Here is a 24675-nt window from a genome sequence, read left to right as displayed (position 1 = left end):
ATGGTGCAAGAGGCGGTCACGATCTACAACCAGGAGCGGCCGCACCTGTCTTTAAAATACAAAACGCCCGATGCGGTGCATCGAGCGTTAGGGTGAAATAGGTGTAAACCTATTTCAGGACTAGACATGCTATTTACTTTGAGGCTTCAACTACGCCGCTCTGGCGCGACTTCAGGTTTTTCTCGGCCTTGTACTGTTGAGCCACCGCTGGAACGGCGGCGCTCTTGCCGGTCTCGACCCAACTGCGGATACGGCTGGCATCGGCAAAGTGCGTGTATTTACCGAATGCATCAAGAATCACCAGGGCAACCTGACGGTTGCCCATGCTCGTTACCAGCACCAGGCAATGCCCGGCCTGATTGGTGAAGCCGGTCTTGGTGATCTTGATGTCCCAATTGTCCTTGTTCACCAGATGGTCGGTGTTACGGAAACCCAATGTGTAGTTGGGTTTGCGAAACGCCACGGTTTTTTCCTTGGTAGTGCTCAGTTGGGTGAGCAGCGGTTGTTTGTGCGCGGCTACCAGCAACTTGCTCAAGTCGCGGGCAGTGGACACGTTGCGCGGTGACAGGCCGGTGGGCTCGACAAAATGAGTGCTGGTCATGCCCAGCGCTTTCGCCTTGGCATTCATTGCTGCGATAAACGCTGCGTAGCCACCTGGATAGTGATGCGCGAGGCTGGCGGCCGCGCGGTTTTCCGAGGACATCAGTGCGATCAGCAGCATCTCGCGACGCGGCAGTTCACTCTTCAGTTTGACTCGGGAGAACACGCCCTTCATTTCCGGCGTTTGACTGATATCGACATCGATCCATTCGTCCATGTTCTGTCGCGCTTCAACCACGACCAGGCCAGTCATCAGCTTACTGACGGAAGCGATCGGCACGATCACGTCAGGGTTACTGGAGTAGATGACTTTATTGGTCTGCATATCCATTAGCAGGGCGCTGCCGGAGGCGATCTTCAGTTGCGAAGCGTCACGAGGGGCAGCGGTGGTTTCCGCAGCGTTGATCGTTGGCGTGATGAATGTGCCTGTAAATGCAAAAAACAGGCTCAGTATCGAAAGACGAATTTTCACGCGGGCGAACTCATAAAGGTTGGATATTCCGTTAGTTTGTAACGGGTTATTTCTTCAAAGCGTCGCATTCTAGAAGTATGGCTGAAGATCTGTCGATGGTTGTTTGAACGAGCTGAAAATCTCGTGAAAAGGCCTGTAAAAAGAGGGGTTTCCGGCGAACGGTTAGTGTTTTTTCTCAGGCATGAAAAACCCCGCGCAAGGCGGGGTCCTTGTACTGCCGTAAATACCGATCAGACGTGCAGGGTTTCTGCTGCGTAAAGGGTGTTTTCCAGCAGGCAGGCACGGGTCATCGGGCCGACGCCGCCCGGTACCGGAGTGATCCAGCCGGCGCGGGGCAGGGCGGTTTCGTACACGACGTCACCGACCAGTTTGCCGTCTTCCTGACGGTTGATGCCGACGTCGATCACGATCGCGCCTTCCTTGATCCACTCGCCCTTGACCAGGCCGGGCTTGCCGGCGGCCACGACCACCAGGTCGGCGCGACCGACATGGCCAGCCAGACCCTTGGTGAAGCGGTGGGTCACAGTCACGGTGCAGCCGGCCAGCAACAGCTCCATCGCCATTGGGCGACCGACGATGTTGGACGCGCCGACGACCACTGCATCCATGCCATAAAGATCAGCGCCCGTGCTTTCCAGCAAGGTCATGATGCCTTTTGGAGTGCACGGACGCAGCAGTGGAATCCGCTGGGCCAGACGGCCGACGTTATAAGGATGGAAACCGTCAACGTCTTTGTCCGGGCGGATGCGTTCCAGCAGCTTGGAGGCGTCCAGGTGCTCGGGCAATGGCAGTTGAAGCAGGATGCCGTCGATTGCCGGATCGTCATTGAGACGATCGATCAGATCGGTCAGCGCCTGCTGAGTGGTTTCAGAGGGCAGGTCGTAGGCTTGAGAGAGGAAGCCGACCTCTTCACAGTCTTTACGCTTGTGCGAGACATAAACCTGAGAGGCAGGATCGCTGCCGACCAGGATCACCGCGAGGCCGGGAGTGCGCAGGCCTTGCTGGCGACGCTCGGCAACTCGTTGGGCGATCTGCTGGCGCAGGCTGGCGGCGATCGATTTGCCGTCGATTAGTTGTGCAGTCATTGCGCGTGATTAACCATCGAGAGGGGAAAAAATGAGAACGCATTCTCGCATGTCGTGCGGTGAGGGCAAAGGCGCTTGGTCAGCAAATTCCCCTAACTCCTTTAATTAAATGAATTTTTTTCAAAAAGGATTTGACGACCTTGGGAGCGCTCTATACTATTCGTCGCACTTGTCGGGCACAGCCTAGCACTGGTTAAGAAGGTGAAGCGGAATCAAGGTTCTGCGACGCTGGAAAGCACTTAGTTTGTAGTCCTTTAAGAGTACAGATTAATAAGGCGCCCGTAGCTCAGCTGGATAGAGCATCCGCCTTCTAAGCGGATGGTCGCAGGTTCGAGTCCTGCCGGGTGCGCCATTAGGCAGCTTTGGCACAAGTAGCGCGATATGGTGGGCGTAGCTCAGTTGGTAGAGCACGGGATTGTGACTCCCGTTGTCGTGGGTTCGATCCCCATCGTCCACCCCATATTTCGAAAGGCGCCAGATTTAACGGTCTGGCGCCTTTGCTTTAAAAGCTTCATCCGCGGATGTGGTGGAATTGGTAGACACACTGGATTTAGGTTCCAGCGCCGCGAGGCGTAAGAGTTCGAGTCTCTTCATCCGCACCAATTAAAGCTTCATTCATGTCTTCGGGCTGGTGAGGTTCAACAAAGAAGTTGTTTGGCTTTTTTGTTACGCAATATGGTGGGCGTAGCTCAGTTGGTAGAGCACGGGATTGTGACTCCCGTTGTCGTGGGTTCGATCCCCATCGTCCACCCCATATTTCGAAAGGCGCCAGATTTAACAGTCTGGCGCCTTTTTTGTTTTACGGATTCGAATTTTCGGCGACCGCCGGCTCGGGTCGCAGGAAGGGTGATGCAGCGGCGCTTCTATATATAGAAGAGGTCGGCGCAGAGCCTTGGCGAGATTAGCTGTATTTGCGAACAGGGCGGGTCATAACCGTTTGTCCCCGCCTTCAAATTGCCTGCTGTTTTTTTACCCGTTTTCAGTAGGGTGACTTCTTGAGTTTGACCCACTAGAATGCATGCCCTTGATTCTGGGGTCGGAAACGGCCGGCTAACGTCTGTGCAACGAGGAATATCCATGCAAGTTTCTGTTGAAAATACTACTGCTCTCGAGCGCCGCATGAGCGTCACCGTGCCGGCAGAGCGCATCGAGACTCAGGTCAACAAGCGTCTGCAGCAGACTGCCCAAAAGGCCAAGATTGCTGGCTTCCGTCCAGGCAAAGTGCCAATGAGCGAAATCAAGCGCCGTTTCGGTGCTGATGCTCGTCAGGAAGCTGTTGGTGATGTCATCCAGTCCTCCTTCTACGAAGCTGTGGTTGAGCAGAAGCTGAACCCGGCGGGTTCGCCTTCGATCGAGCCTAAGTCGCTGGAAGCTGGCAAGGATCTGGAATACGTTGCCGTATTCGAAGTGTTCCCTGAGTTCACCGTTGCCGGCTTCGACGGCATCACCGTTGAGCGCCTGAGCGCTGAAGTGGCTGACGCTGACCTGGACAAAATGCTGGACATCCTGCGCAAGCAGAACACCCGTTTCGAAGTGGCCGATCGCGCTGCCCAGAACGAAGACCAGCTGAACATCGATTTCGTTGGCAAGGTTGACGGCGAAGTGTTCGCTGGCGGTTCCGCCAAGGGTACTCAGCTGGTCCTGGGTTCCGGCCGCATGATCCCAGGCTTCGAAGAAGGCCTGGTTGGCGCTAAAGCTGGCGAAGAGCGCGTTCTGAACCTGACCTTCCCTGAGGACTATCAGAACCTGGACCTGGCTGGCAAAACCGCCGAGTTCACCGTGACTGTAAACACCGTTTCCGAGCCAAAACTGCCAGAGCTGAACGAAGAGTTCTTCGCTCAATTCGGCATCAAGGAAAGCGGCATCGACGGTTTCCGCACCGAAGTTCGCAAGAACATGGAGCGTGAACTGCGTCAGGCGATCAAATCCAAGGTCAAGAATCAGGTAATGGACGGTCTGCTGGCCACCAACCCGATCGAAGTGCCTAAGGCTCTGCTGTCCAACGAAGTTGATCGTCTGCGCGTGCAGGCTGTTCAGCAGTTCGGTGGCAATATCAAGCCTGACCAACTGCCGGCCGAGCTGTTCGAAGAGCAAGCCAAGCGCCGCGTAGTGCTGGGTCTGATCGTGGCTGAAGTGGTCAAGCAGTTCGACCTCAAGCCGGACGAAGCCCGCGTTCGTGAAATGATTCAGGAAATGGCTTCCGCTTACCAAGAGCCTGAGCAGGTTGTGTCCTGGTACTACAAGAACGACCAGCAACTGAACGAAGTTCGTTCGGTTGTGCTGGAAGAACAAGTTGTGGATACTGTTCTGCAGAAAGCTAGCGTGACCGACAAATCGGTCTCTTACGAAGAAGCGGTCAAGCCGGTAGAAGCTCCACAAGCCGACTGATTGTTTTTGCGTTAAGAAGTGCTCACATAAGCCAGCTCTCGAGCTGGCTTATGCGTATTCAAGACATAACTATTTGGGAGTGACTGCAGAGCATGTTCCGTAATTCGTATATTCAGCAGAACTCTGATATCCAGGCCGCAGGCGGCCTGGTTCCGATGGTTGTCGAGCAATCTGCTCGTGGCGAACGCGCCTATGACATCTACTCGCGCCTGCTCAAGGAGCGAGTGATCTTTCTGGTTGGTCCGGTAGAGGACTACATGGCCAACCTGATCTGCGCGCAACTGCTGTTCCTTGAAGCGGAAAACCCGGACAAGGACATCCATCTCTATATCAACTCCCCGGGCGGTTCGGTGACAGCGGGTATGTCGATCTACGACACCATGCAGTTCATCAAACCCAACGTATCGACCACTTGCATCGGCCAGGCCTGCAGCATGGGCGCATTTCTGTTGACAGCAGGTGCTCCAGGCAAGCGTTTCTGCCTGCCGAACTCGCGTGTGATGATTCACCAGCCACTGGGCGGGTTCCAGGGCCAGGCGTCGGATATCGAAATCCATGCCAAGGAAATCCTCTTCATTCGCGAGCGCCTGAATACGCTGATGGCCAAGCACAGCGGTCGCACTCTGGAAGAAATCGAGCGCGATACCAACCGCGATAACTTCATGAGTGCAGAAGCTGCGAAGGAATATGGCTTGATCGACGAAGTCATCAACCAGCGCCCAGCTTAAAATAAGCAGCTCAAAATAGGCTTGGTCGGCGCGTCTGATCAGCGGCGGGCTTGAAAAAGCCCGCAATAGCCTTCATCTTGTGTTGCAAGCCTATCGGATTTGGATCGAACGAATGACTGACACCCGCAACGGCGAGGACAACGGCAAGCTGCTCTATTGCTCCTTCTGTGGCAAAAGCCAGCATGAAGTGCGCAAATTGATTGCCGGCCCCTCGGTCTTTATCTGCGACGAGTGCGTCGACCTGTGCAATGACATCATCCGCGAGGAGGTGCAGGAAGCCCAGGCCGAAAGCAGCGCGCATAAATTGCCTTCGCCTAAAGAAATCAGCGGCATCCTTGACCAGTATGTAATTGGTCAGGAGCGTGCGAAAAAGGTTTTGGCCGTAGCGGTTTACAACCACTACAAGCGCCTGAACCAGCGTGATAAAAAGGCTGACGACGTCGAACTCGGCAAGAGCAACATCCTGCTGATCGGCCCGACAGGCTCCGGTAAAACCCTGCTGGCCGAAACACTGGCCCGCTTGCTGAACGTTCCGTTCACCATCGCCGACGCAACCACCCTCACCGAGGCCGGTTACGTGGGTGAAGATGTCGAGAACATCATTCAGAAACTGCTGCAGAAGTGCGATTACGACGTAGAGAAAGCCCAGATGGGTATTGTCTACATCGACGAAATCGACAAGATTTCCCGCAAGTCCGACAACCCGTCGATCACCCGCGATGTATCCGGTGAAGGCGTGCAGCAGGCCTTGCTCAAGTTGATCGAAGGCACGGTCGCTTCCGTACCGCCGCAAGGTGGCCGTAAGCATCCGCAGCAGGAATTCCTGCAGGTCGACACCCGTAACATCCTGTTCATCTGCGGTGGTGCGTTCTCGGGTCTCGAGAAGGTCATCCAGAACCGTTCCACCAAGGGTGGCATCGGTTTCAACGCAGAAGTACGTAGCAAGGAAGAGGGCAAGAAAGTCGGTGAATCCCTGCGTGAAGTCGAGCCTGACGATCTGGTCAAGTTCGGTCTGATCCCGGAGTTCGTCGGTCGTCTGCCGGTCCTCGCGACGCTGGACGAGCTGGATGAGGCTGCGCTGATGCAGATTCTCACCGAGCCGAAAAATGCTCTGACCAAACAGTATGCGAAGCTGTTCGAGATGGAAGGCGTGGATCTGGAATTCCGTTCCGACGCGCTGAAATCGGTCGCCAAACGTGCCCTGGAACGTAAAACCGGTGCCCGTGGTCTGCGCTCGATTCTCGAAGGTGTACTGCTCGACACGATGTATGAAATCCCCTCGCAGTCCGAGGTGAGCAAAGTCGTGATCGATGAAAGCGTGATCGAAGGCAAGTCCAAGCCACTGTATATCTACGAGAACAGTGAGCCGACAGCCAAGGCAGCGCCGGACGCTTAAGCGTCCACTCTGCCGGAATAAAGAAGGGGCCTTCGGGCCTCTTTTTTTTTATGTCGTTTTTTACATCTGCTTTGCGCTTGTTTTTTTTCAAGGCAGCCCCCATCTTGGTTTCAAGCTTAACTCCATCTGATTACGGCCATATGGCCGCCGTAGAGGCGAAATCATGAAGACAACCATCGAATTGCCTCTCCTGCCATTGCGTGATGTCGTGGTTTATCCGCACATGGTTATCCCGCTGTTCGTGGGGCGCGAGAAATCCATCGAAGCCCTCGAGGCAGCGATGACGGGCGACAAGCAGATCCTGCTGTTGGCCCAGAGAAACCCGGCTGATGATGATCCCGGTGAAGACGCTCTCTATCGCGTAGGTACCATCGCCACTGTTCTACAGCTGCTCAAGCTGCCTGACGGCACCGTCAAGGTGTTGGTCGAGGGTGAGCAGCGCGGTACCGTTGAGCGCTTCAGCGAAGTCGACGGCCACTGCCGCGCCGAAGTGTCGCTGATCGAAGAAGTCGACGCTGCCGAGCGCGAATCCGAAGTGTTCGTGCGCACGCTGCTGTCGCAATTCGAACAATATGTGCAGTTGGGCAAGAAAGTCCCGGCTGAAGTCCTGTCGTCGCTCAACAGCATCGATGAGCCGGGTCGCCTGGTCGATACCATGGCCGCACACATGGCGCTAAAGATCGAGCAGAAGCAGGAAATCCTCGAAATTATCGATTTGTCGGCCCGGGTCGAGCACGTTTTGGCGTTGCTCGACGCCGAAATTGATCTGCTGCAAGTCGAAAAGCGTATTCGTGGTCGCGTCAAAAAGCAGATGGAGCGCAGTCAGCGCGAGTACTACCTGAACGAGCAGATGAAGGCCATTCAGAAAGAGCTCGGCGACAGCGACGAAGGCCACAATGAAATCGAAGATCTGAAAAAGCGTATCGACGCTGCCGGTCTGCCGAAAGATGCGCTGGCCAAGGCCACTGCCGAGTTGAACAAGCTCAAGCAAATGTCGCCGATGTCCGCCGAGGCCACCGTGGTGCGCTCGTACATCGACTGGCTGGTGCAGGTGCCGTGGAAGGCCCAGAGCAAGGTGCGTCTGGATCTGGCGCGCGCAGAAGACATTCTCGATGCCGATCACTACGGTCTCGAAGAGGTCAAGGAGCGCATCCTTGAATACCTCGCCGTGCAAAAACGCGTGAAGAAAATCCGTGGCCCGGTGTTGTGCCTGGTCGGTCCTCCAGGTGTGGGTAAAACCTCGCTGGCGGAGTCGATTGCCCACGCCACTAACCGCAAATTCGTGCGCATGGCCCTTGGTGGTGTGCGTGATGAAGCGGAAATTCGCGGTCATCGCCGGACTTACATCGGTTCGATGCCGGGAAGATTGATTCAAAAGATGACAAAAGTGGGTGTACGCAACCCGCTGTTCCTGCTCGATGAAATCGACAAAATGGGCAGCGATATGCGTGGCGATCCGGCGTCGGCATTGCTGGAAGTGCTCGATCCCGAGCAGAACCACAACTTCAACGACCACTATCTGGAAGTCGATTACGACCTGTCGGATGTGATGTTCCTGTGCACTTCGAACTCGATGAATATCCCGCCGGCGCTGCTCGACCGGATGGAAGTGATCCGTCTGCCGGGCTACACCGAAGACGAGAAGATCAACATCGCGGTCAAATACCTGTCGCCAAAACAGATCGCAGCCAATGGTCTGAAGAAAGGCGAGCTGGAATTCGACGCGGAAGCGATCCGCGACATCATTCGTTACTACACCCGCGAAGCCGGTGTGCGTGGCCTCGAGCGTCAGATTGCCAAGGTCTGCCGTAAGGCAGTGAAAGAGCATGCGCTGGAAAAACGCTTCTCGGTGAAAGTGACAGCTGAATTGCTGGAGCACTTCCTCGGCGTGCGGAAGTTTCGCTACGGCCTGGCTGAGCAACAGGATCAGATCGGTCAGGTCACCGGCCTTGCCTGGACTCAGGTTGGCGGCGAATTGCTGACCATTGAAGCGGCAGTTGTTCCGGGTAAAGGTCAGTTGATCAAGACTGGCTCGCTGGGCGATGTCATGGTCGAATCGATTACTGCTGCTCTGACCGTGGTGCGCAGCCGCGCGAAGAGTTTGGGCATTCCTCTGGACTTCCACGAGAAGCGCGACACGCATATCCACATGCCGGAAGGGGCTACCCCGAAAGACGGTCCTAGCGCCGGTGTAGGCATGTGCACGGCATTGGTGTCGGCTTTGACCGGGATTCCGGTGCGCGCCGATGTCGCCATGACTGGCGAAATCACCCTGCGTGGTCAGGTGCTGGCCATTGGCGGTCTGAAGGAAAAACTGTTGGCGGCACACCGCGGCGGAATCAAGATTGTGATTATTCCGGAAGAGAACGTGCGCGATCTGAAGGAGATTCCTGACAATATCAAGCAGGATCTGCAGATTAAACCGGTTAAATGGATTGACGAGGTCCTGCAAATTGCGCTGCAATACGCGCCGGAGCCCTTGCCGGATGTGGCTCCGGAGATAGTTGCCAAGGACGAAAAACGTGAGTCTGACTCTAAGGAAAGAATTAGCACGCATTAATACGTTTTTGACTGGGTGGCTTCCTTGACAGCTTTTTAGAGCCCTTGTTATAAAGCGGCTCTTAAGTGTCTGTAGGCCATTCAGCACTCGTTTTTGCTTTCACCAAAAAACTTAGAATCATCTCAAAATAGATATAAGGGGACTTAGAGTGAACAAGTCGGAACTGATTGATGCTATCGCTGCATCCGCTGATATCCCGAAAGCTGCTGCTGGCCGTGCGCTGGACGCTGTAATCGAATCCGTCACTGGCGCTCTCAAGGCTGGCGACTCCGTTGTTCTGGTTGGTTTCGGTACTTTCTCCGTGACTGATCGTCCGGCTCGTACCGGTCGTAACCCTCAGACCGGCAAGACTCTGGAAATCCCGGCTGCCAAAAAGCCAGGTTTCAAAGCCGGTAAAGCACTGAAAGAAGCGGTTAACTAAGTTTCAGTTTTTACCCATCCGGGTCGGGGTAATGCCTGACTTGGCAGCGGAGCGGTAGAGCAGGTGGCTTGAATAGACATCTGTAACGCCGGGATCGAGGGTTCGAGCCCTGTCCGCTCCGCCAGTTACGAGAAGGCGCATCCTCGGATGCGCCTTTCTTCTATCCGGATTCTACCCACGCTCCACGGTTGCCTAATTTTGAAGTTCAACCGTTTCTGGGGGACGCATGCTGCAGAATATCAGGGACAATTCACAAGGCTGGATTGCCAAGACCATTATCGGGATCATCGTTGTATTGATGGCGTTCACGGGTATCGAGGCCATTTTCCAGGCTACGACCAACAGCCAGAATGCGGCCACGGTCAACGGTGAAGACATCAGTCAGAACGAGCTCAGCCAGGCCGTTGATATGCAACGACGTCAGCTGATGCAACAGCTGGGCAAGGATTTCGACGCTTCGTTGCTCGATGAAAAAATGCTCCGCGAATCTGCCCTCAAGGGTCTGATCGATCGCAAGTTGTTGCTGCAAGGTGCCGAACAAGCGAAATTCGCTTTCTCCGAAGGTGCGCTGGATCAAGTGATCCTGCAGACGCCTGAATTCCAGGTTGATGGCAAGTTCAGCTCCGAGCGTTTCGACCAGGTCATCCGACAACTGGGTTACAGCCGTATGCAATTCCGCCAGATGCTGGCTCAGGAAATGCTGATCGGCCAAGTCCGTGCCGGTGTGGCGGGCAGCGGTTTCGTCACCGACGCCGAAGTGCTGGCATTCGCCCGTCTGGAAAAGCAGACCCGCGATTTCGCGACCCTTAACGTCAAGGCTGATCCGGCCGCGGTCAAGCTGACCGACGATGAGGTCAAGGCTTACTACGACGAGCACGCCAAAGAATTCATGACCCCGGATCAAGTGGTCATCGATTACATCGAGCTGAAGAAGGCTTCGTTCTTTGATCAGGTCGCCGTCAAGGACGAAGACCTGCAAGCGGCGTATCAGAAAGAGATCGCCAACCTGTCGGAGCAGCGTCGCGCGGCGCACATTCTGATCGAAGTGAACGACAAGACCACCGACGCTCAGGCCAAGGCGAAGATCGAAGAAGTCCAGGCGCGTTTGGCCAAGGGCGAGAAATTCGAAGCGCTGGCCAAAGAGTTCTCGCAGGATCCGGGTTCGGCCAACACTGGCGGTGACCTTGGTTATGCAGGTCCTGGCGTCTACGATCCGGCCTTCGAAAAAGCCCTGTACTCGTTGGCTAAAGATCAGGTTTCCGAGCCGGTTCGCACCGATTTCGGTTACCACTTGATCAAACTGCTGGGTGTTGAAGCACCTGAAGTACCGACCCTGGCCAGCCTGAAAGACAAGCTGACCCGCGAGCTGAAAGCCGCGCAGGTCGAGCAGCGTTTCGTCGAGGCGACCAAGCAACTGGAAGACTCTGCGTTCGAGGCGTCCGACCTGGCACAGCCAGCGGCGGATCTGAAACTGACAGTGCACACTTCCAAGCCGTTTGGCCGTGAAGGTGGCGAAGGTGTTGCGGCCAACCGTGCCGTGGTTACTGCTGCGTTCAGCACTGAAGTGATCGATGAGGGCGCCAACAGCACCGCCATCGAGCTGGATCCGGAAACGGTGATCGTCCTGCGCGCCAAGGAACACTTGAAGCCTGCGCAATTGCCTCTGGAAAGTGTGAGTGCGGCTATCCGCACCCAACTGACCAAAGAGCACGCGAGCGCTGCTGCCAAGACCAAGGCCGATAAGCTGATCGCTGATCTGCGCGATGGCAAGGCTCCATTGGACAAGGCGGTTGACGGTCAGAACTGGAAAACCACCGAAGCGGCCACCCGTGGTCAGGAAGGTGTTGATCCTGCGGTACTGCAAGCGTTGTTCCGCATGCCGAAGCCGGCTGCCAAGGACAAGCCAACGTTCAGCAGCGTTACTCTGCCCGATGGCAGCCTGATGATCGTGCGTCTGAACGGCGTCAACGAAGCGGCTGCGCCGACTGATGAAGAGAAGGCGCAGTACCGTCGCTTCCTCGCGTCGCGTGAAGGTCAGCAGGACTTTGCGGCGTATCGCAAGCAGTTGGAAGCTCAGGCAGAGATCAAGCGTTTTTGATGTTTGATTGAGTTGCGAAACAAGAGCCCCGGCCGATCAGCCGGGGCTTTTTTGTGGGAGCTTACTTGCCAGCGATGGCGGCCTGTCTGCCGACCAATCTCTATCAGAAGCACTTGATCCACAGCGGGAAGGCGCCAGTCGTTACAGCGTCGCCCATCAATCGGTACTATCCCGCGCGCGGAAATCCATGTGCTTTCGCATTGATGGCCGCATATAAGGTCGAAACCAGCAACGCCGCGACGATCCACGGAAAGTGCTCAACGCCCACGCTGCCCAACATCAGACCTCCTGCCAACCCACCCCCTGCAATGCCGACATTCCACAAAGTAACCAACATCGACTGCGCGGTATCGGCGGCGTTTTTTGCAGTTTTCGCCGAGGCTGTTTGCAGCAACGATGGCATGGCACCAAATGCCAATCCCCACACGGCGGTGGCGAGGTAGACCACGCTCGGCAATTCGCGCCACAGGCCGAGTGCAATGGCCGAGAGCATGAACAGCAGTGCGCTGATCAGCACCAGTTCGCGCAGCCAGCGATCAATCAGGCTGCCGACGATCCACAGGCTCAGCACCGAGGCCACGCCGAATACCAGCAGTACTTGATCGATACGGCCGCCAAGCCCCGAGGGTTGCAGGAAAGGCGCGATATAGGTGTACAGAAGGTTGTGCGCAACCACGTAGGACAGGGTGACGAACAACACCGATCTTACGCCTGGCAGGGTAAATACCTGACGCAGCGGCAGGCGATTGCTGGTGCGTTCTCCCGGGAAATCCGGCACCTGCAAGCGTACCCAGATAACCAGCAGCACGGTCAAAGCGGTCATGATGGCGAAGCTCAGGCGCCAGCCGATCAGGGTGCCAAGCAAGGTACCAGCCGGAATCCCCAGCGATAGCGCAATCGGTGCGCCAAGCATGGCCACGGTGATGGCACGACCTTGCAGGTGCGGCGCAACCATCCGGCTCGCGTAGCCCGCCAGTAGCGCCCAGAGCAGGCCGGCGAACACGCCGGCAATGAAGCGTGCAATCAGCGTCAGCCAGTACCACTCCGACACGGCGGTAATGCTGTTGGCGATGGCGAAGCCGCCGATGGCGGATAACAACAGCGGTCGTCGACGCCAGCCGCGAGTGGCGATCGTGAGCGGAATGGCTGCCACGATCGAGCCAATGGCATAGAGCGTGACCAGTTGCCCGATCAGTGCCTGGGAGACATTCAGGCCGCTGCTCATCTGCGGCAGCAGACCGGCCGGCAGGGCTTCGGTCATCACCGTGATGAAACCGGCAGTCGCCAGTGCCAGCAGGGCGGCGAGGGGGAAAGGGTCACGGGTGTCGATCGGGTTTTCCAGTGAGTTGCAGGTGAGTTGTGCGTCGTTCATGAGCCAGCGTCCATGTGCAGGGGGTGAAGAGAGCACAGGGTAGGGCGCTGCGCATTGGCGAAAAACAGGTTATGGTTCCGAACATATCGGACACGGATGTCGTCAATGGAGGCGTGGTATGGATAGCCTGGGCAGTATTTCGGTGTTCGTTCAGGTCGCCGAGACCCGCAGTTTCACCGAGGCTGGCCGGCTGCAAGGGGTGTCATCCTCGGCGGTGGGTAAAAGCATTGCGCGGATGGAGGCGAGGCTCGGCGTGCGGTTGTTTCATCGCACCACTCGCAGCATCACGCTGACCAGCGAAGGCGCGCTGTTTCTTGAGCGTTGCCGCAGAATCCTCGCGGAAGTCGAGGCGGCGGAGTTCGAGTTGTGTAACGCGGCTTCGCAGCCGCACGGCAAGTTGCGGATCAGCCTGCCGCAGGTGCATGGGCTGGTGATGCCGGTCATGACCGAGTTCATGGCGCTTTATCCGCAGATCGAAATGGATCTGGATCTGACAGATCGCATGGTTGATGTGGTCGAGGAAGGCTTCGATGCGGTCATTCGTACCGGTAAACCGCGGGATTCCCGACTCATGGCGCGGCCATTGGGCGAGTTTCACATGGTGCTGGTGGCCAGTCCTGCTTATTTGCAGCAACGCGGTGTGCCACAAGAACCCGCCGATCTGGCGGCTCACGCGTGTCTGCGCCACACCTTCCATGCCACCGGCAAAATGGAGCCGTGGCCCCTGCGTCGAGAGGTGTCTGCGGCTGAGCCCATATTGCCGGTGCGACTGGTCAGCACATCCATTGAGGCCGTTAACCACGCGGCGTTGGCCGGGATGGGAATCGCTTGCCTGCCGGACTTCATGACCCATGAGGCAGTCGCCGCAGGGCACCTGCGAAGGGTGCTGGATCGGTATCTGGAACACACCGGGCAGTTCTGGATTCTGTGGCCGTCGAGCCGCCACGCGACTGCGAAATTGCGGGTGTTCATTGATCATTTATCGGCGCGACTTTTTCCCGCAATCGAGAGTCGTTAGAGTTGTAACCGTTTTAAGACACTAATCCATACGCCGCGGGGCCGCGATCTGTTGCACAATACGCCCCGGACTGTTTTCTCTCAGGATGTTCAATGTTGATTTTCACTCCCCTGCGTGTTGTCGGGTTGGCGCTGTTGTTGACTGCTGTTGCCGGCTGTTCGAAAGACAAGCCGATGTATGAGCATGAGAACTTCGATGACTCCGGTACGTTTTCGCGCAATTATCCTGTGACCGACTCGGTCAGCTGTGAAGCGGCCCGTCGTGCTTTGCTCAGCCAGGGTTACATCATCACCAGCAGCGATCCGAAACTGGTCAGCGGCCACAAGAGCTTCCAGCAAACCGGCGATACCCACATGGAGATCAGCTTCAACGTGGTCTGCGCAGATGACGGCACTGCCGGGCACCATGCCACGATGTTCGCCAACGCCCTGCAGGATCGTTACGCTCTGAAGAAGACCAACAACTCGGCCAGCCTGGGTGTCGGTGTGCTGGGTTCGGTGTCGATGCCGATCGGTTCCTCGGACGATTCGATGGTCAAGGTTGCCAGCGAGACGGTGACGGCGCAAAAGTTCTATGAGCGCTTCTTTACGCTGGTCGAGCAGTTCCTGCCGGCAGAAACGAAGAAAGCGGCGCATATCGAAGAGAAGCCGAAGACCGATCTCGGCGTGCCTGAGCCGAAAGCGGCTCCAGCGCCTTTGGTTCCAGCGGCGGAGCCCGCTCCGGCACCCGCACCAGCGGTGACCGCACCTGCACCTGTTGAGACCGCACCGGTCAGTTCAGAGCCGGTTGCGCCGCCAGCGGATTCCACGCCGATCACACCGGCGCCGAGTGCAGAACCTGCGCCGGCCACAGAAACCATCACGCCACCGGCCAATCCGACGGACATCCCGCCGCCGTCCGAGCCGATTCCGGCGATGCCAGCCTCCGGCCAGTAAACCGCTGCTCCCTGTAGGAGCTGCCGCAGGCTGCGATCTTTTGATCTTGATCTTAAAAAAATCAAAAGATCGCAGCCTTCGGCAGCTCCTACAGGTGAAATGTCGTTACATTCCCCTGACAAAATCCCCGCGATAAATTCCTGACCGCCTGCTACGTTTTATTCATGAAGGCCGTGTTTCATTTTTCCTTCACACGGGCACGTTATGCTCGGGACATTATCGAAGAGAGCAGTAGGGGGATTACACAATGGATGACTATCAAGAAGAACTGCTCGAATTCCAGGCTTATGAACTCGACTCGCCTGAGCCGGCGGAAGACGCCACCGAGCTTTAAAACCTCAAGCAGTTTTGCGATGACTACGGCGGAACTCGCCGGGTGTCTGACCGCTCCAGCGTTTGAATGCGCGCTGGAATGCTTCGGCTGAGGCAAAGCCCAGCAGGTAGGCGATTTCGCCGAACGCCAGTTCGGTGTCGCGAATGTAGGTCATCGCCAGATCGCGCCGAGTGTCATTGAGGATCGCGCGAAACTGCGTGCCTTCCTCGGCCAGTTTGCGCCGCAAGGTCCACGTCGGCAGCTTCAGGCGCGCCGCCACTTCTTCCAGGTCGGGTTCCCGGCCGCCATTAAGCAACGGCCCAAGCAATTGCGTGATGCGTTCGCGCAGGCTGCGGGTGCGGGTCAGTTGTTCCAGTTCCCGCTCACACAACCCGATCAAATGCTTCCACGTGCTTGGGCAATGCTCCGGATTGCGCTGGGCGAGGCTATTCAGGCTCAAACGCAACTGGTTGCGCTCGGCACCGAACTGGATCGGGCCATCTCCCAATGCGTTGTAGGCTTCACGATAATCCGGCTCTTCGAACTCGATTTCGATGCGTTCGGCGCGCAGCGGTTCGCGGTTGACGCTGGATAATTGCTGCAGCCATCCAGCGATGATCGAATCCACCACAAAGCGGTTATAGGCGTTGTACGGGCTGATCGAATAGAAGCGCAGCCAGGCGCCATTGGCGTCTTCGTGAAAGCTCGACTGGCCGCGATAGTTGGAGCCGTACAGCGGCTCGAAGCGAATCAAACAACGTGCCGCTTCACGCACAGTCGGTGCCTGCGATGCGGTGACGCCGGCCAATCCGGCCTGGCTCAAACGACTGAGCTGACCCATGCGCAGGCCCAGTGCCGGGTCCTCCGTGAGTTGAATCGCACTGTGCCCCAAACGCATATAACGCGGAATCGACAACCGCGCCCCGGCCTCGGCCAAACGCGCAGCATCCAGACCGTACTGCTCCAGTAACGGCTGGGGATCGGCGCCATGGCTGCGCACGGCATCGGCAAGGCTATGGACGAAACCCACCGATAGATCCCCGAGGCGCATCGGAAGTGGCTTCATCACTTACAACCAGATATTCAGCAAGCGTGCGCCACGGGCGTCGCCGTCGGCGAACTGCTGGCCGTTGCTGCTCAAAAAGCTCTGCCCGGAACTGGATTTGTCCCAGAACTGGCCGCGCAGGAACACGCTCATACCGGCAATTGCGCGGCTGCTGGGTGGTTGCGCAGTCAAGGTCAGGCGATGCCAGGCTTGGCCTTCGCTGACTTCACCGGGTTTGAGGCTGACTGAGCTCGGTGTACTCGAACCCTTGTAGCCACGCCACGGCTTATCCCACGCGCCATGTCCGAACACTTGCGCCGGTACCGCGATCAATTGCGCGCCTTGCTCGTCGAGTTTGCGATAGTTGTCCGGATACCAGCTGTCGCTGCCGATCAGTACGCCGAGGCGTCCGGCCGGGGTATCGACGACGTTGATTGTCTGTTCACTGGCCTGAATGACCTCACGTTGATCGAAGATCGGGTGCATTTGCCGCTGCGGCTGGCCGAGCGGCGCACCGTCGCGACCGAAGACAACGCTGCTGTTGTAGAGCGCACCGCTGCCGGGTTTGAGCTGGCCGTCGCGGATGCTCGGCTCGGGCAACACGATGGAGCCGGCCACCAGCGTCACATGGAATTCCTTGGCCAGACCGCCGAACAGCGCCTGGTAATCCTTGGCCATGGCGCGCGATTTCATGCGCAGATGGGCGTCGTTCAGCCGATCGCTACCTTTGGCGCCAAGCCAGGCGCGAGCGAACAATAATGGATTGCTGGCGGCCATCCAGTTCATCGCCTCGGCGAGGGTCGGGGCCTGGTACAGCTCGTCTTTTTCGCCGCTGATCATCAGCCAGGTGCCGACATGTTCCGGCAACACCACCACGGTCTTGTCATTCAACAAGCCCTGATCCTGGGCTTGCTGCAAATACGCGGCGAGTTTGCGGTGCAGGCGCTCTGAGCTTTGATAGTCGGTGGGAAACAGTTCGGGCTGAATGCCGAGCAGATTGCCACGGTCGCCGGGCGTACCCTCATCGACCGCGAGTTTGATGCGCAGGTCCGACAGATAATGCCCGGCGGGCCGATCCGCCGCCCACATGGCGTAGGTGGTCAGGGCGGCCACGATGGCCATGGAGAAAAACAGGTACAGAAGTTTGCGCATGAAAACCAACAACAACCGGGTACAGGGTGTGGCGACTAGGGTAGGGCGCCTGTCCGCGCTTGCCAAGGGGCGCTGCGCATTTTGATCATTAACTTGTCAGTTACGGTCATTGAGTGACAGCGGTGCGACTCTTAGTCTGTCGAACATGACTGACGGGGGACACAGAGCTCCCGCAATTTTCCGTGATTGCTCGTTGTGGAGTTACCGATGACCGCCGCTCATTACCCGCACCTGCTGGCCCCGCTGGACCTGGGATTCACCACGCTGCGCAACCGTACCCTGATGGGTTCGATGCACACTGGCCTGGAAGAGAAACCGGGCGGCTTCGAGCGCATGGCGGCGTACTTCGCCGAACGTGCCCGAGGTGGCGTCGGCCTGATGGTCACCGGCGGGATCGGCCCGAACGACGAGGGCGGTGTGTATTCCGGCGCGGCCAAGCTGACCACCGAGGAAGAAGCGCTCAAACACCGCATCGTCACTCGCGCGGTGCACGAGGCGGGCGGCAAGATCTGCATGCAGATCCTTCACGCCGGCCGTTATGCCTACAGTCCGAAACAGGTAGCGCCGAGCGCGATTCAGGCGCCGATCAACCCGTTCAAGCCCAAAGAGCTGGACGAGGAGGGCATCGAGAAGCAGATCAGCGATTTCGTCACTTGCTCGGTACTGGCACAAACCGCCGAGTACGACGGCGTCGAGATCATGGGCTCGGAAGGGTATTTCATTAACCAGTTTCTCGCCTCGCACACCAACCACCGGACCGACCGTTGGGGTGGCAGCTACGAAAACCGTATGCGCCTGCCGGTAGAAATCGTGCGTCGCGTCCGGGAAGCGGTCGGGCCGAATTTCATCATCATCTTCCGTCTGTCGATGCTCGATCTGGTCGAGGGTGGCAGCACCTGGGAAGAAATCGTCATCCTGGCCAAAGCCATCGAGCAGGCCGGTGCGACCATCATCAACACCGGCATCGGCTGGCATGAAGCGCGGATCCCGACCATCGCCACCAAGGTGCCGCGTGCGGCATTCAGCAAGGTTACCGCCAAGCTGCGCGGCTCGGTGAGCATTCCGCTGATCACCACCAACCGCATCAACACGCCGGAAATCGCCGAGCAGATTCTCGCTGAAGGCGATGCCGATATGGTCTCGATGGCGCGGCCGTTCCTTGCCGACCCCGACTTCGTCAACAAGGCTGCCGAAGGGCGTGCCGATGAAATCAACACCTGCATCGGTTGCAACCAGGCGTGTCTCGATCACACCTTCGGCGGCAAGCTCACCAGTTGCCTGGTCAACCCGCGTGCCTGCCACGAAACCGAGCTCAATTATCTGCCGGTGCAGCAGATCAAGAAAATCGCCGTGGTCGGTGCCGGGCCTGCCGGGTTGTCCGCTGCCACCGTGGCCGCCGAGCGTGGGCATCAGGTGACACTGTTCGATTCGGCCAGCGAAATCGGTGGCCAGTTCAACATTGCCAAGCGCGTACCGGGCAAGGAAGAGTTTTTCGAGACCCTGCGCTACTTCAAGCGCAAGTTGCAGACCACCCACGTCGAGGTGTGCCTGAACACCCGCGTCGATGTGGCGAAACTGGTTGAAGGCGGATACGACGAAATCATCCTCGCCACTGGCATTGCGCCGCGTGTGCCGGCGATTCCGGGCGTCGAGAATGCCAAGGTGTTGAGCTACCTGGATGTGATCCTCGAGCGCAAACCGGTGGGCAAGCGTGTGGCGGTGATCGGTGCCGGCGGTATCGGTTTCGACGTGTCGGAATTCCTTGTGCATGAAGGCGTGGCCACCAGTCTGGATCGTGCCGCGTTCTGGAAAGAGTGGGGCATTGACACTCATCTTGAGGCCCGTGGTGGTGTGGCCGGGATCAAACCTGCGCCGCATGCGCCGGCTCGTGAAGTGTTCCTGTTGCAGCGCAAGAAAACCAAAGTGGGCGACGGTCTGGGCAAGACCACCGGCTGGATTCACCGCACGGGGCTGAAGAACAAGCAGGTGCAGATGCTCAACAGCGTCGAATACCTGAGCATCGACGACGAAGGCCTGCATATCCGCATCGGCGAAAGCGGCGAGCCACAGCTGCTGGCGGTGGACAACATCGTCATCTGCGCGGGGCAGGATCCGCTGCGTGAACTGCATGACGGGCTGGTGGCCGCCGGGCAGAACGTGCACCTGATCGGCGGTGCCGACGTGGCGGCGGAGCTGGATGCCAAGCGCGCGATCAATCAGGGTTCGCGTCTGGCCGCCGAACTCTAAAACCACACATCTCCAGTGTTGATCGTTCCCACGCTCCGCGTGGGAATGCCTCTAGGGACGCTCAGCGTCCAGTGACGCGGAGCGTCACGGCTGCATTACCACGCAGAGCGTGGGAACGATCAAAATCGCAGCCTGTGGCAGCTCCTAAAGGATTTATTGTTGGCTGGTAGACTGTGGTCTTTTTCAGATCATGCCGTGCTTATGTTTCCCCAAGCCCCTCTCAACCTTCTTCAACTCGACTGGCTCACCACCGCCGGCATCGAAGTCGCGATCCTGCGCCTCGATCAGATCGACCCACTGATCAGCGGCAACAAGTGGTTCAAACTCGTCGAACACCTCAAAGCCGCCGACCACGCAGGCGCCGACGGCATCATCAGCCTCGGCGGGGCGCATTCCAATCATCTGCATGCCTTGGCCGCGGCGGGCAAGCGTCTGGGGTTCAAAACCGTGGGGCTGTTGCGCGGCCATCCGCAGGAAACGCCGACGGTGAAGGATCTGCAAGCATTCGGCATGCAGCTGCATTGGCTGGGTTATGGCGGCTATCGGGCGCGGCATGAACCGGGTTTCTGGCTGCCGTGGCAGGCGCAGTATCCGACGCTGCATGCGGTGCCGGAGGGCGGTGGGGGATTGCCTGGAGCACTGGGCTGCGCAACGCTGAAGGTTCAGGTCGATGCGCAGTTGAGCGATCTGGGCTGGAGCGATTACCACGGTTGGTGGCTGGCTTGCGGCACGGGGACGACGTTGGCTGGGCTGGCGCTGGTCGAGGCCGGCGAGCGTCCGGTGTACGGCGCGTTGGCCGTGCCTGACGATCACGGGGTCGCGCCACACGTCGAGGCGATCGTTCGCGAGGCAGGCTTGGCCACAGCGGATTACCAGTTGCTCGATGCCAGCCGAGGCGGTTTCGCCAAGGTCGATGCGCAATTGCTTGGCTTCATCGAACAGACCGAACAGCTCAGTGGTGTGCCGCTGGAGCCGCTGTACACCGGCAAGGCATTACTGGCGCTCAAGCAGCAGGTCGAAGCGGGCCGGTTTGCCAGCGGCACGCGACTGATCTTCGTGCATACCGGCGGTTTGCAGGGGCGACGCGGGTTTGCGGTCACCCCGTGAGGCTTAGCCGCGCTTGGGCATCATCCGTAACAACGTGTTATCCCTCACCACGTAATGGTGATAAATCCCCGCCAGCGCATGCAGCCCGATCAGCCAGTAACCTGCCGTGGCGATCAACACATGCCAGCCTTCAACCTGTTTGGCGAACGCCTTGTCCTCGCTTACCAGCAGTGGCAGATCGAAACCATAGAGCATCACCTGATGCCCCTCGGCGCTGGTGATCAACCAGCCGAGAATCGGCATGCCGATCATGAACAAGTACAACGCCCAGTGCATCAAACGCGCCAGCAGGGTTTGCCATTGCGGCGAAGCCGGGAAGATTTTTGGCGCCGCGCCGACGCTGCGGGCCAGCAGGCGAAACCACACCAGCACGAACACAGTCAGGCCCAGCATGTAATGGGCTTCTTTGATCAGCGTGCGTCCGCCACTGCCCTTGGGGAACAGACCACGAAATTCCATGCTGGCGTAGACCAGCACCAACAACACCAGCATCAACCAGTGCAGCAGGACCGATACGGTGCTGTAGCGAGATTCGGAACTTGTCCACGGCATACGGTGTTTCCTCACAGATCAGGGTCGAAACGGGCCGTTCTTGGGCGACGGCATGTTTTAACTGTAATCCGCTTTGACGGATTTGCCTGAGGCTGATCGGTCTTTCAATGCGCTGAATCAAGGTGCAGCCAAAAAAACGCCCCTGGCGCTAAGACAGGGGCGTTTTTCTCATACGGCGCGGGGCAGATCAGCTCGACTGCGGCATCTCACCATTGGCCAGACGCTTGTTGATGTCGGCAATCACTTCCGGCAGATCAGTGATGGTATCGATCATGTAGTGCGGGCGCGAACTTTCGAACAGCGCGTGGATGCGCTTGCGTTCGCTGGCCAGCTCATCGCTGCCCAATGCACGGAACCCTTCGTAATCCAGACCCAGCGCGTTGCCCGAGCAGATCAGCGCAACCGTCCACATCCCGGCGCGACGGCCCTCAAGAATGCCCGGCACGGTGTCGTCGATCTTCACGCAAGCGCCGACATCATCGATGCCCAGCGCGATCACGTTGGCCAGTGCCTGCGCCGGCCATGGGCGGCCATTGGGCACTTCGTCGGTGGCGACCACGTGGTCGGCGACGTAGCCATTGGTGGCGGCCAGTTCCACGACTTTATCCATCACCGGTTTCGGGTAGCCGGAGCAGGAACCGATCTTGATCCCTTGCTGGCGCAGGTTGGCGATGGTTTCCAGGGCGCCGGGAATCAGCGCCGAGTGTTCGGCGATCTTCTCGATCTGCAATGGCATGAAACGGTTGTAGATCGCGGTGACGTCATCGTCGGTCGGGGTGCGGCCGAAGACCTTGCGATACCGCTCGGCGACCTGCGGCTGATCGCACAGGGTGCGGATGTGATCCCACTTGCCCATGCCCATCGGCCCACGGGCTTCTTCGATGGAGACCTGGACGTCGAACTCGGCGAACGCTTCGACGAAGATCTGCGTCGGGGCGAAAGAACCGAAGTCGACCACGGTGCCGGCCCAGTCGAGGATGGCAGCTTGCAGTTTGGTTGGATTGGTGTAGTTCATGGCGAAAATTCCTGAGTTGGCAATGCAATTCAAAATGTGGGATTTGTGGTGAATCAGATTTCGAGGACTTCCATCTCGCGCAGCACTTCACCTACCGCCGCGACCGCTTCGCGCATCTGCGCCGGGCTGACGTGGCCGATGCAGCCGACGCGGAAAGTTTCGACCTGGGTCAGTTTGCCGGGGTAAAGGATGTAGCCCTTGGCCTTGACCCGTTCGTAGAAGTCCTTGAACTGATAACGAGGATCGGTCGGCGCGTGGAACGTGGCGATGATCGGCGCCTGGATCGCTGCCGGCAGGAAGCTGCGCAAACCGAGTTTGGCCATCTCTTCCATCAGCGCCTGACAGTTGGCGGCGTAGCGCGCATGCCGCGCTGGCAGGCCACCTTCTTCGTTGTATTGCAGCAAGGCTTCGTGCAGCGCCGCGACCACATGGGTCGGCGGGGTGAAGCGCCACTGGCCGGTCTTCTGCATGTAGGTGTGCTGGTCGAACAGATCCATCGCCAGCGACTGCGAATTACCGGCGGCAGCGGCCAACGACTCTTTACGAGCGAAGACAAAACCCATCCCCGGCACACCTTCCAGGCATTTGCCAGACGCGGCGATCAGTGCGTCGAAAGGCACTTGCTGCGCATCCACCGGCAAGGCACCGAAGGAACTCATGGCATCGATGATCAGGCTTTTGCCGTGTTGCTCGATAACCTGGGCAATTTCCGGCAACGGATTGAGGATGCCGGTGCTGGTTTCGCAGTGGATCAGCGCGACGTGGGTGATATCACTGTCGGCGCGCAGCAGACGATCAACGTCGGCAGCAGTAGTCGGTTCATCTTCAGCGGTTTCGAAAGTGCTGAACGAACGGCCGAGCACTTCGCAGATTTTCGCCAGACGCTTGCCGTAGGCACCGTTGATCAGCACCAGCACCTTGCCGTCGCGGGGTACGAGAGTGCCGATGGCCGCTTCGACCGCAAAGGTTCCACTGCCCTGCAACGGCACGCAATGGTGAGTGGCGGCGCCGTTGAGGATCGCCAGCAGTTGCTCGCAGAGGCTGGCGGTCAGTTGGTTGAAGCGGTCATCCCATGACCCCCAGTCGACCATCATCGCCTGGCGGGTGCGGGCCGAAGTGGTCAACGGGCCGGGAGTGAGCAGGATGGGTTCGGCAATACTCATTCGTGTGTCCTCGGAAAGCGCTGTGGGATGAAGCTACGGGGCATACGTTGCAATTCGCCGTTGCATCAATCAAATTGTTTGTTGTTATGCCAGCCATCAGTGAGGGTTATTCATGAACTTGTTCCAACTGCGCGCCTTCGACGCCGTCGCCCGTGAAGGCAGCTTCACCCGCGCCGCCGCACGGTTGTTCATCAGCCAGCCGGCGGTCACCGGGCACATCAAGGCGCTGGAGGAGCACTACCAGATCACCCTGTTGCGGCGCACCGCGCGACGGGTGGAACTGACCGAGGAAGGCACCAAACTCGCAGCGATCACCCGGGCCATGTTCGGTCTGGCGGAAGAAGCGCAGACGATGCTCGAAGCCAACCGTCAGTTGCTGACCGGGCGCCTGGAAGTGGCGGCTGATGGGCCGCACATGGTCATGCCGATGCTCGCCAGCCTGCGCGCGCGGTATCCGGGGATTACCGTGAATCTGCGTCTGGGCAATGCACAGGAAACCCTCGCCGCACTGTTATCGGAGCACGCCGATGTCGCGGTGCTGACTGAAGTCGAGCCGCGCAAGGGACTGCATCTGCAAGCACTGAATGAATCTCGGATTTGCGCGCTGGTGCCGGCCGGACACCCTTGGGCAGAGCGCGTCGCAGAGGTGAAGCTCAAGGAACTTGATCAGGTGATCATGGTGCTGCGCGAGCCGAGTTCGATTACCCGGCGCACGTTTGATCAGGCGTGTGCGCAGGCTTCGATCCATCCGCGTGTGCTGCTCGAACTGGACAGCCGCGAAGCGGTGACGGAGGCCGTAGCGGCGCAGTTGGGGGTTGGCGTGGTGTCGTCGGTGGAGGTCAGTCATGACCCGCGAGTGGTGGCGATTCCGATTGTCGGCGAGGGGCTCGTGAACCGGCACATGATTGGCTGCATGGAGCGGCGGCGGGAGTTGCGGTTGATTCAGGCGTTCTTCGGCTTGGCGCCAGTCTGATACACCGCGACGCCCTCATCGCTGGCTTGCCAGCG

The 24675-nt window shown here is 58.3% G+C and carries 20 protein-coding genes and 4 tRNA genes; 16 read left to right on the top strand and 8 right to left on the bottom strand.

Annotated features, from left to right (window positions below; genetic code table 11):
• Window positions 1-96, top strand: a 96-nt coding sequence (locus tag IAI51_RS22655) for an integrase core domain-containing protein (protein ID WP_187680288.1), incomplete at its 5' end; no start/stop codon positions are given.
• Between the two features lie 37 nt (window positions 97-133).
• Here IAI51_RS22655 and pbpG read toward each other — a convergent pair.
• Both pbpG and folD read right to left on the bottom strand, forming a co-directional pair.
• Window positions 134-1072: a D-alanyl-D-alanine endopeptidase gene (gene pbpG / locus IAI51_RS22650; protein WP_187680487.1), complete on the bottom strand. Its 939-nt coding sequence runs from the start codon at window positions 1070-1072 to the stop codon at window positions 134-136.
• Window positions 1073-1302: 230 nt separating this feature from the next.
• Window positions 1303-2157, bottom strand: a complete 855-nt coding sequence (gene folD, locus IAI51_RS22645) for a bifunctional methylenetetrahydrofolate dehydrogenase/methenyltetrahydrofolate cyclohydrolase FolD (RefSeq protein ID WP_187680486.1) — start codon at window positions 2155-2157, stop codon at window positions 1303-1305.
• A 275-nt stretch (window positions 2158-2432) separates the two neighbouring features.
• On the opposite strand from folD, the gene IAI51_RS22640 reads away from it, so the two are divergent.
• From IAI51_RS22640 to IAI51_RS22595, 10 genes are all read left to right on the top strand, one after another.
• Window positions 2433-2509, top strand: a tRNA-Arg gene (locus IAI51_RS22640).
• Between the two features lie 32 nt (window positions 2510-2541).
• Window positions 2542-2617 (top strand) — tRNA-His (locus tag IAI51_RS22635).
• Between the two features lie 57 nt (window positions 2618-2674).
• Window positions 2675-2759: transfer RNA gene (locus IAI51_RS22630), tRNA-Leu, on the top strand.
• 76 nt (window positions 2760-2835) lie between these two features.
• Window positions 2836-2911 (top strand) — tRNA-His (locus IAI51_RS22625).
• Between the two features lie 323 nt (window positions 2912-3234).
• Window positions 3235-4545 carry a trigger factor gene (gene tig / locus IAI51_RS22620; protein WP_187680485.1) on the top strand — a complete coding sequence of 437 codons (1311 nt, stop codon included), beginning with the start codon at window positions 3235-3237 and terminating at the stop codon, window positions 4543-4545.
• Window positions 4546-4637: 92 nt separating this feature from the next.
• Window positions 4638-5273: an ATP-dependent Clp endopeptidase proteolytic subunit ClpP gene (gene clpP / locus IAI51_RS22615; RefSeq protein ID WP_007951559.1), complete on the top strand. Its 636-nt coding sequence runs from the start codon at window positions 4638-4640 to the stop codon at window positions 5271-5273.
• A 112-nt stretch (window positions 5274-5385) separates the two neighbouring features.
• Complete coding sequence (clpX, locus tag IAI51_RS22610; RefSeq protein ID WP_016775335.1) at window positions 5386-6669, top strand: ATP-dependent Clp protease ATP-binding subunit ClpX; 1284 nt, start codon at window positions 5386-5388, stop codon at window positions 6667-6669.
• A gap of 163 nt (window positions 6670-6832) precedes the next feature.
• Window positions 6833-9229 (top strand): endopeptidase La, encoded by a 2397-nt coding sequence (gene lon, locus IAI51_RS22605; protein WP_187680484.1) that lies wholly within the window; start codon window positions 6833-6835, stop codon window positions 9227-9229.
• A gap of 148 nt (window positions 9230-9377) precedes the next feature.
• Window positions 9378-9650, top strand: coding sequence for an HU family DNA-binding protein (locus IAI51_RS22600; RefSeq protein ID WP_003183171.1), 273 nt, complete (start codon window positions 9378-9380; stop codon window positions 9648-9650).
• A gap of 226 nt (window positions 9651-9876) precedes the next feature.
• The gene (locus IAI51_RS22595) at window positions 9877-11748 is read left to right on the top strand and encodes a SurA N-terminal domain-containing protein (RefSeq protein ID WP_187680483.1); all 1872 of its coding nucleotides are present in this window, start codon (window positions 9877-9879) and stop codon (window positions 11746-11748) included.
• Between the two features lie 166 nt (window positions 11749-11914).
• Here the strand turns inward: IAI51_RS22595 and IAI51_RS22590 are convergent, their stop codons facing one another.
• On the bottom strand, window positions 11915-13120 hold the full coding sequence (locus tag IAI51_RS22590) for an MFS transporter (protein ID WP_187680482.1): 1206 nt from the start codon (window positions 13118-13120) through the stop codon (window positions 11915-11917).
• A gap of 118 nt (window positions 13121-13238) precedes the next feature.
• On the opposite strand from IAI51_RS22590, the gene IAI51_RS22585 reads away from it, so the two are divergent.
• Both IAI51_RS22585 and IAI51_RS22580 read left to right on the top strand, forming a co-directional pair.
• Window positions 13239-14138: a LysR family transcriptional regulator gene (locus tag IAI51_RS22585; RefSeq protein WP_187680481.1), complete on the top strand. Its 900-nt coding sequence runs from the start codon at window positions 13239-13241 to the stop codon at window positions 14136-14138.
• 92 nt (window positions 14139-14230) lie between these two features.
• Window positions 14231-15073 carry a DUF2242 domain-containing protein gene (locus IAI51_RS22580; protein ID WP_187680480.1) on the top strand — a complete coding sequence of 281 codons (843 nt, stop codon included), beginning with the start codon at window positions 14231-14233 and terminating at the stop codon, window positions 15071-15073.
• Between the two features lie 338 nt (window positions 15074-15411).
• On the opposite strand, the gene IAI51_RS22575 is transcribed toward IAI51_RS22580, so the two are convergent.
• Window positions 15412-16452: an AraC family transcriptional regulator gene (locus tag IAI51_RS22575; RefSeq protein ID WP_187680479.1), complete on the bottom strand. Its 1041-nt coding sequence runs from the start codon at window positions 16450-16452 to the stop codon at window positions 15412-15414.
• A gap of 3 nt (window positions 16453-16455) precedes the next feature.
• On the bottom strand, window positions 16456-17583 hold the full coding sequence (locus IAI51_RS22570) for a carbon-nitrogen hydrolase family protein (RefSeq protein ID WP_187680478.1): 1128 nt from the start codon (window positions 17581-17583) through the stop codon (window positions 16456-16458).
• 207 nt (window positions 17584-17790) lie between these two features.
• Here IAI51_RS22570 and IAI51_RS22565 point away from each other — a divergent pair, with 207 nt between their 5' ends.
• Together IAI51_RS22565 and IAI51_RS22560 are read left to right on the top strand one after the other, a co-directional pair.
• Complete coding sequence (locus IAI51_RS22565; protein ID WP_187680477.1) at window positions 17791-19830, top strand: NADPH-dependent 2,4-dienoyl-CoA reductase; 2040 nt, start codon at window positions 17791-17793, stop codon at window positions 19828-19830.
• Window positions 19831-20031: 201 nt separating this feature from the next.
• Window positions 20032-20937, top strand: a complete 906-nt coding sequence (locus IAI51_RS22560; RefSeq protein WP_187680488.1) for a 1-aminocyclopropane-1-carboxylate deaminase/D-cysteine desulfhydrase — start codon at window positions 20032-20034, stop codon at window positions 20935-20937.
• A gap of 3 nt (window positions 20938-20940) precedes the next feature.
• Here IAI51_RS22560 and IAI51_RS22555 read toward each other — a convergent pair whose 3' ends face one another.
• The 3 genes from IAI51_RS22555 to IAI51_RS22545 form a co-directional block, all read right to left on the bottom strand.
• A complete protein-coding gene (locus IAI51_RS22555) occupies window positions 20941-21489 on the bottom strand; it encodes a cytochrome b (protein ID WP_187680476.1) in 549 nt (182 codons plus the stop codon).
• Window positions 21490-21676: 187 nt separating this feature from the next.
• Window positions 21677-22504: a phosphonoacetaldehyde hydrolase gene (gene phnX / locus IAI51_RS22550; protein ID WP_187680475.1), complete on the bottom strand. Its 828-nt coding sequence runs from the start codon at window positions 22502-22504 to the stop codon at window positions 21677-21679.
• 53 nt (window positions 22505-22557) lie between these two features.
• Window positions 22558-23667, bottom strand: coding sequence for a 2-aminoethylphosphonate--pyruvate transaminase (locus IAI51_RS22545; protein ID WP_187680474.1), 1110 nt, complete (start codon window positions 23665-23667; stop codon window positions 22558-22560).
• Between the two features lie 112 nt (window positions 23668-23779).
• On the opposite strand from IAI51_RS22545, the gene IAI51_RS22540 reads away from it, so the two are divergent.
• Window positions 23780-24640, top strand: coding sequence for a LysR substrate-binding domain-containing protein (locus IAI51_RS22540; RefSeq protein WP_187680473.1), 861 nt, complete (start codon window positions 23780-23782; stop codon window positions 24638-24640).
• The last annotated feature ends 35 nt before the right edge of the window (window positions 24641-24675 follow it).

Source organism: Pseudomonas sp. N40(2020) (assembly GCF_014472415.1).
Taxonomy (GTDB): Bacteria; Pseudomonadota; Gammaproteobacteria; order Pseudomonadales; family Pseudomonadaceae; genus Aquipseudomonas.
This window is presented reverse-complemented; position numbering and strand designations above follow the sequence as displayed.

Bases quoted from the DNA above. Each gene is read 5' to 3' on its own strand.
- folD (WP_187680486.1), bottom strand. From the start codon at position 2,157: ATGACTGCACAACTAATCGACGGCAAATCGATCGCCGCCAGCCTGCGC.
- tig (WP_187680485.1), top strand. From the start codon at position 3,235: ATGCAAGTTTCTGTTGAAAATACTACTGCTCTCGAGCGCCGCATGAGC.
- clpP (WP_007951559.1), top strand. From the start codon at position 4,638: ATGTTCCGTAATTCGTATATTCAGCAGAACTCTGATATCCAGGCCGCA.
- clpX (WP_016775335.1), top strand. From the start codon at position 5,386: ATGACTGACACCCGCAACGGCGAGGACAACGGCAAGCTGCTCTATTGC.
- lon (WP_187680484.1), top strand. From the start codon at position 6,833: ATGAAGACAACCATCGAATTGCCTCTCCTGCCATTGCGTGATGTCGTG.
- IAI51_RS22595 (WP_187680483.1), top strand. From the start codon at position 9,877: ATGCTGCAGAATATCAGGGACAATTCACAAGGCTGGATTGCCAAGACC.
- IAI51_RS22590 (WP_187680482.1), bottom strand. From the start codon at position 13,120: ATGAACGACGCACAACTCACCTGCAACTCACTGGAAAACCCGATCGAC.
- IAI51_RS22585 (WP_187680481.1), top strand. From the start codon at position 13,239: ATGGATAGCCTGGGCAGTATTTCGGTGTTCGTTCAGGTCGCCGAGACC.
- IAI51_RS22580 (WP_187680480.1), top strand. From the start codon at position 14,231: ATGTTGATTTTCACTCCCCTGCGTGTTGTCGGGTTGGCGCTGTTGTTG.
- IAI51_RS22575 (WP_187680479.1), bottom strand. From the start codon at position 16,452: ATGAAGCCACTTCCGATGCGCCTCGGGGATCTATCGGTGGGTTTCGTC.
- IAI51_RS22570 (WP_187680478.1), bottom strand. From the start codon at position 17,583: ATGCGCAAACTTCTGTACCTGTTTTTCTCCATGGCCATCGTGGCCGCC.
- IAI51_RS22565 (WP_187680477.1), top strand. From the start codon at position 17,791: ATGACCGCCGCTCATTACCCGCACCTGCTGGCCCCGCTGGACCTGGGA.
- IAI51_RS22560 (WP_187680488.1), top strand. From the start codon at position 20,032: ATGTTTCCCCAAGCCCCTCTCAACCTTCTTCAACTCGACTGGCTCACC.
- IAI51_RS22555 (WP_187680476.1), bottom strand. From the start codon at position 21,489: ATGCCGTGGACAAGTTCCGAATCTCGCTACAGCACCGTATCGGTCCTG.
- phnX (WP_187680475.1), bottom strand. From the start codon at position 22,504: ATGAACTACACCAATCCAACCAAACTGCAAGCTGCCATCCTCGACTGG.
- IAI51_RS22545 (WP_187680474.1), bottom strand. From the start codon at position 23,667: ATGAGTATTGCCGAACCCATCCTGCTCACTCCCGGCCCGTTGACCACT.
- IAI51_RS22540 (WP_187680473.1), top strand. From the start codon at position 23,780: ATGAACTTGTTCCAACTGCGCGCCTTCGACGCCGTCGCCCGTGAAGGC.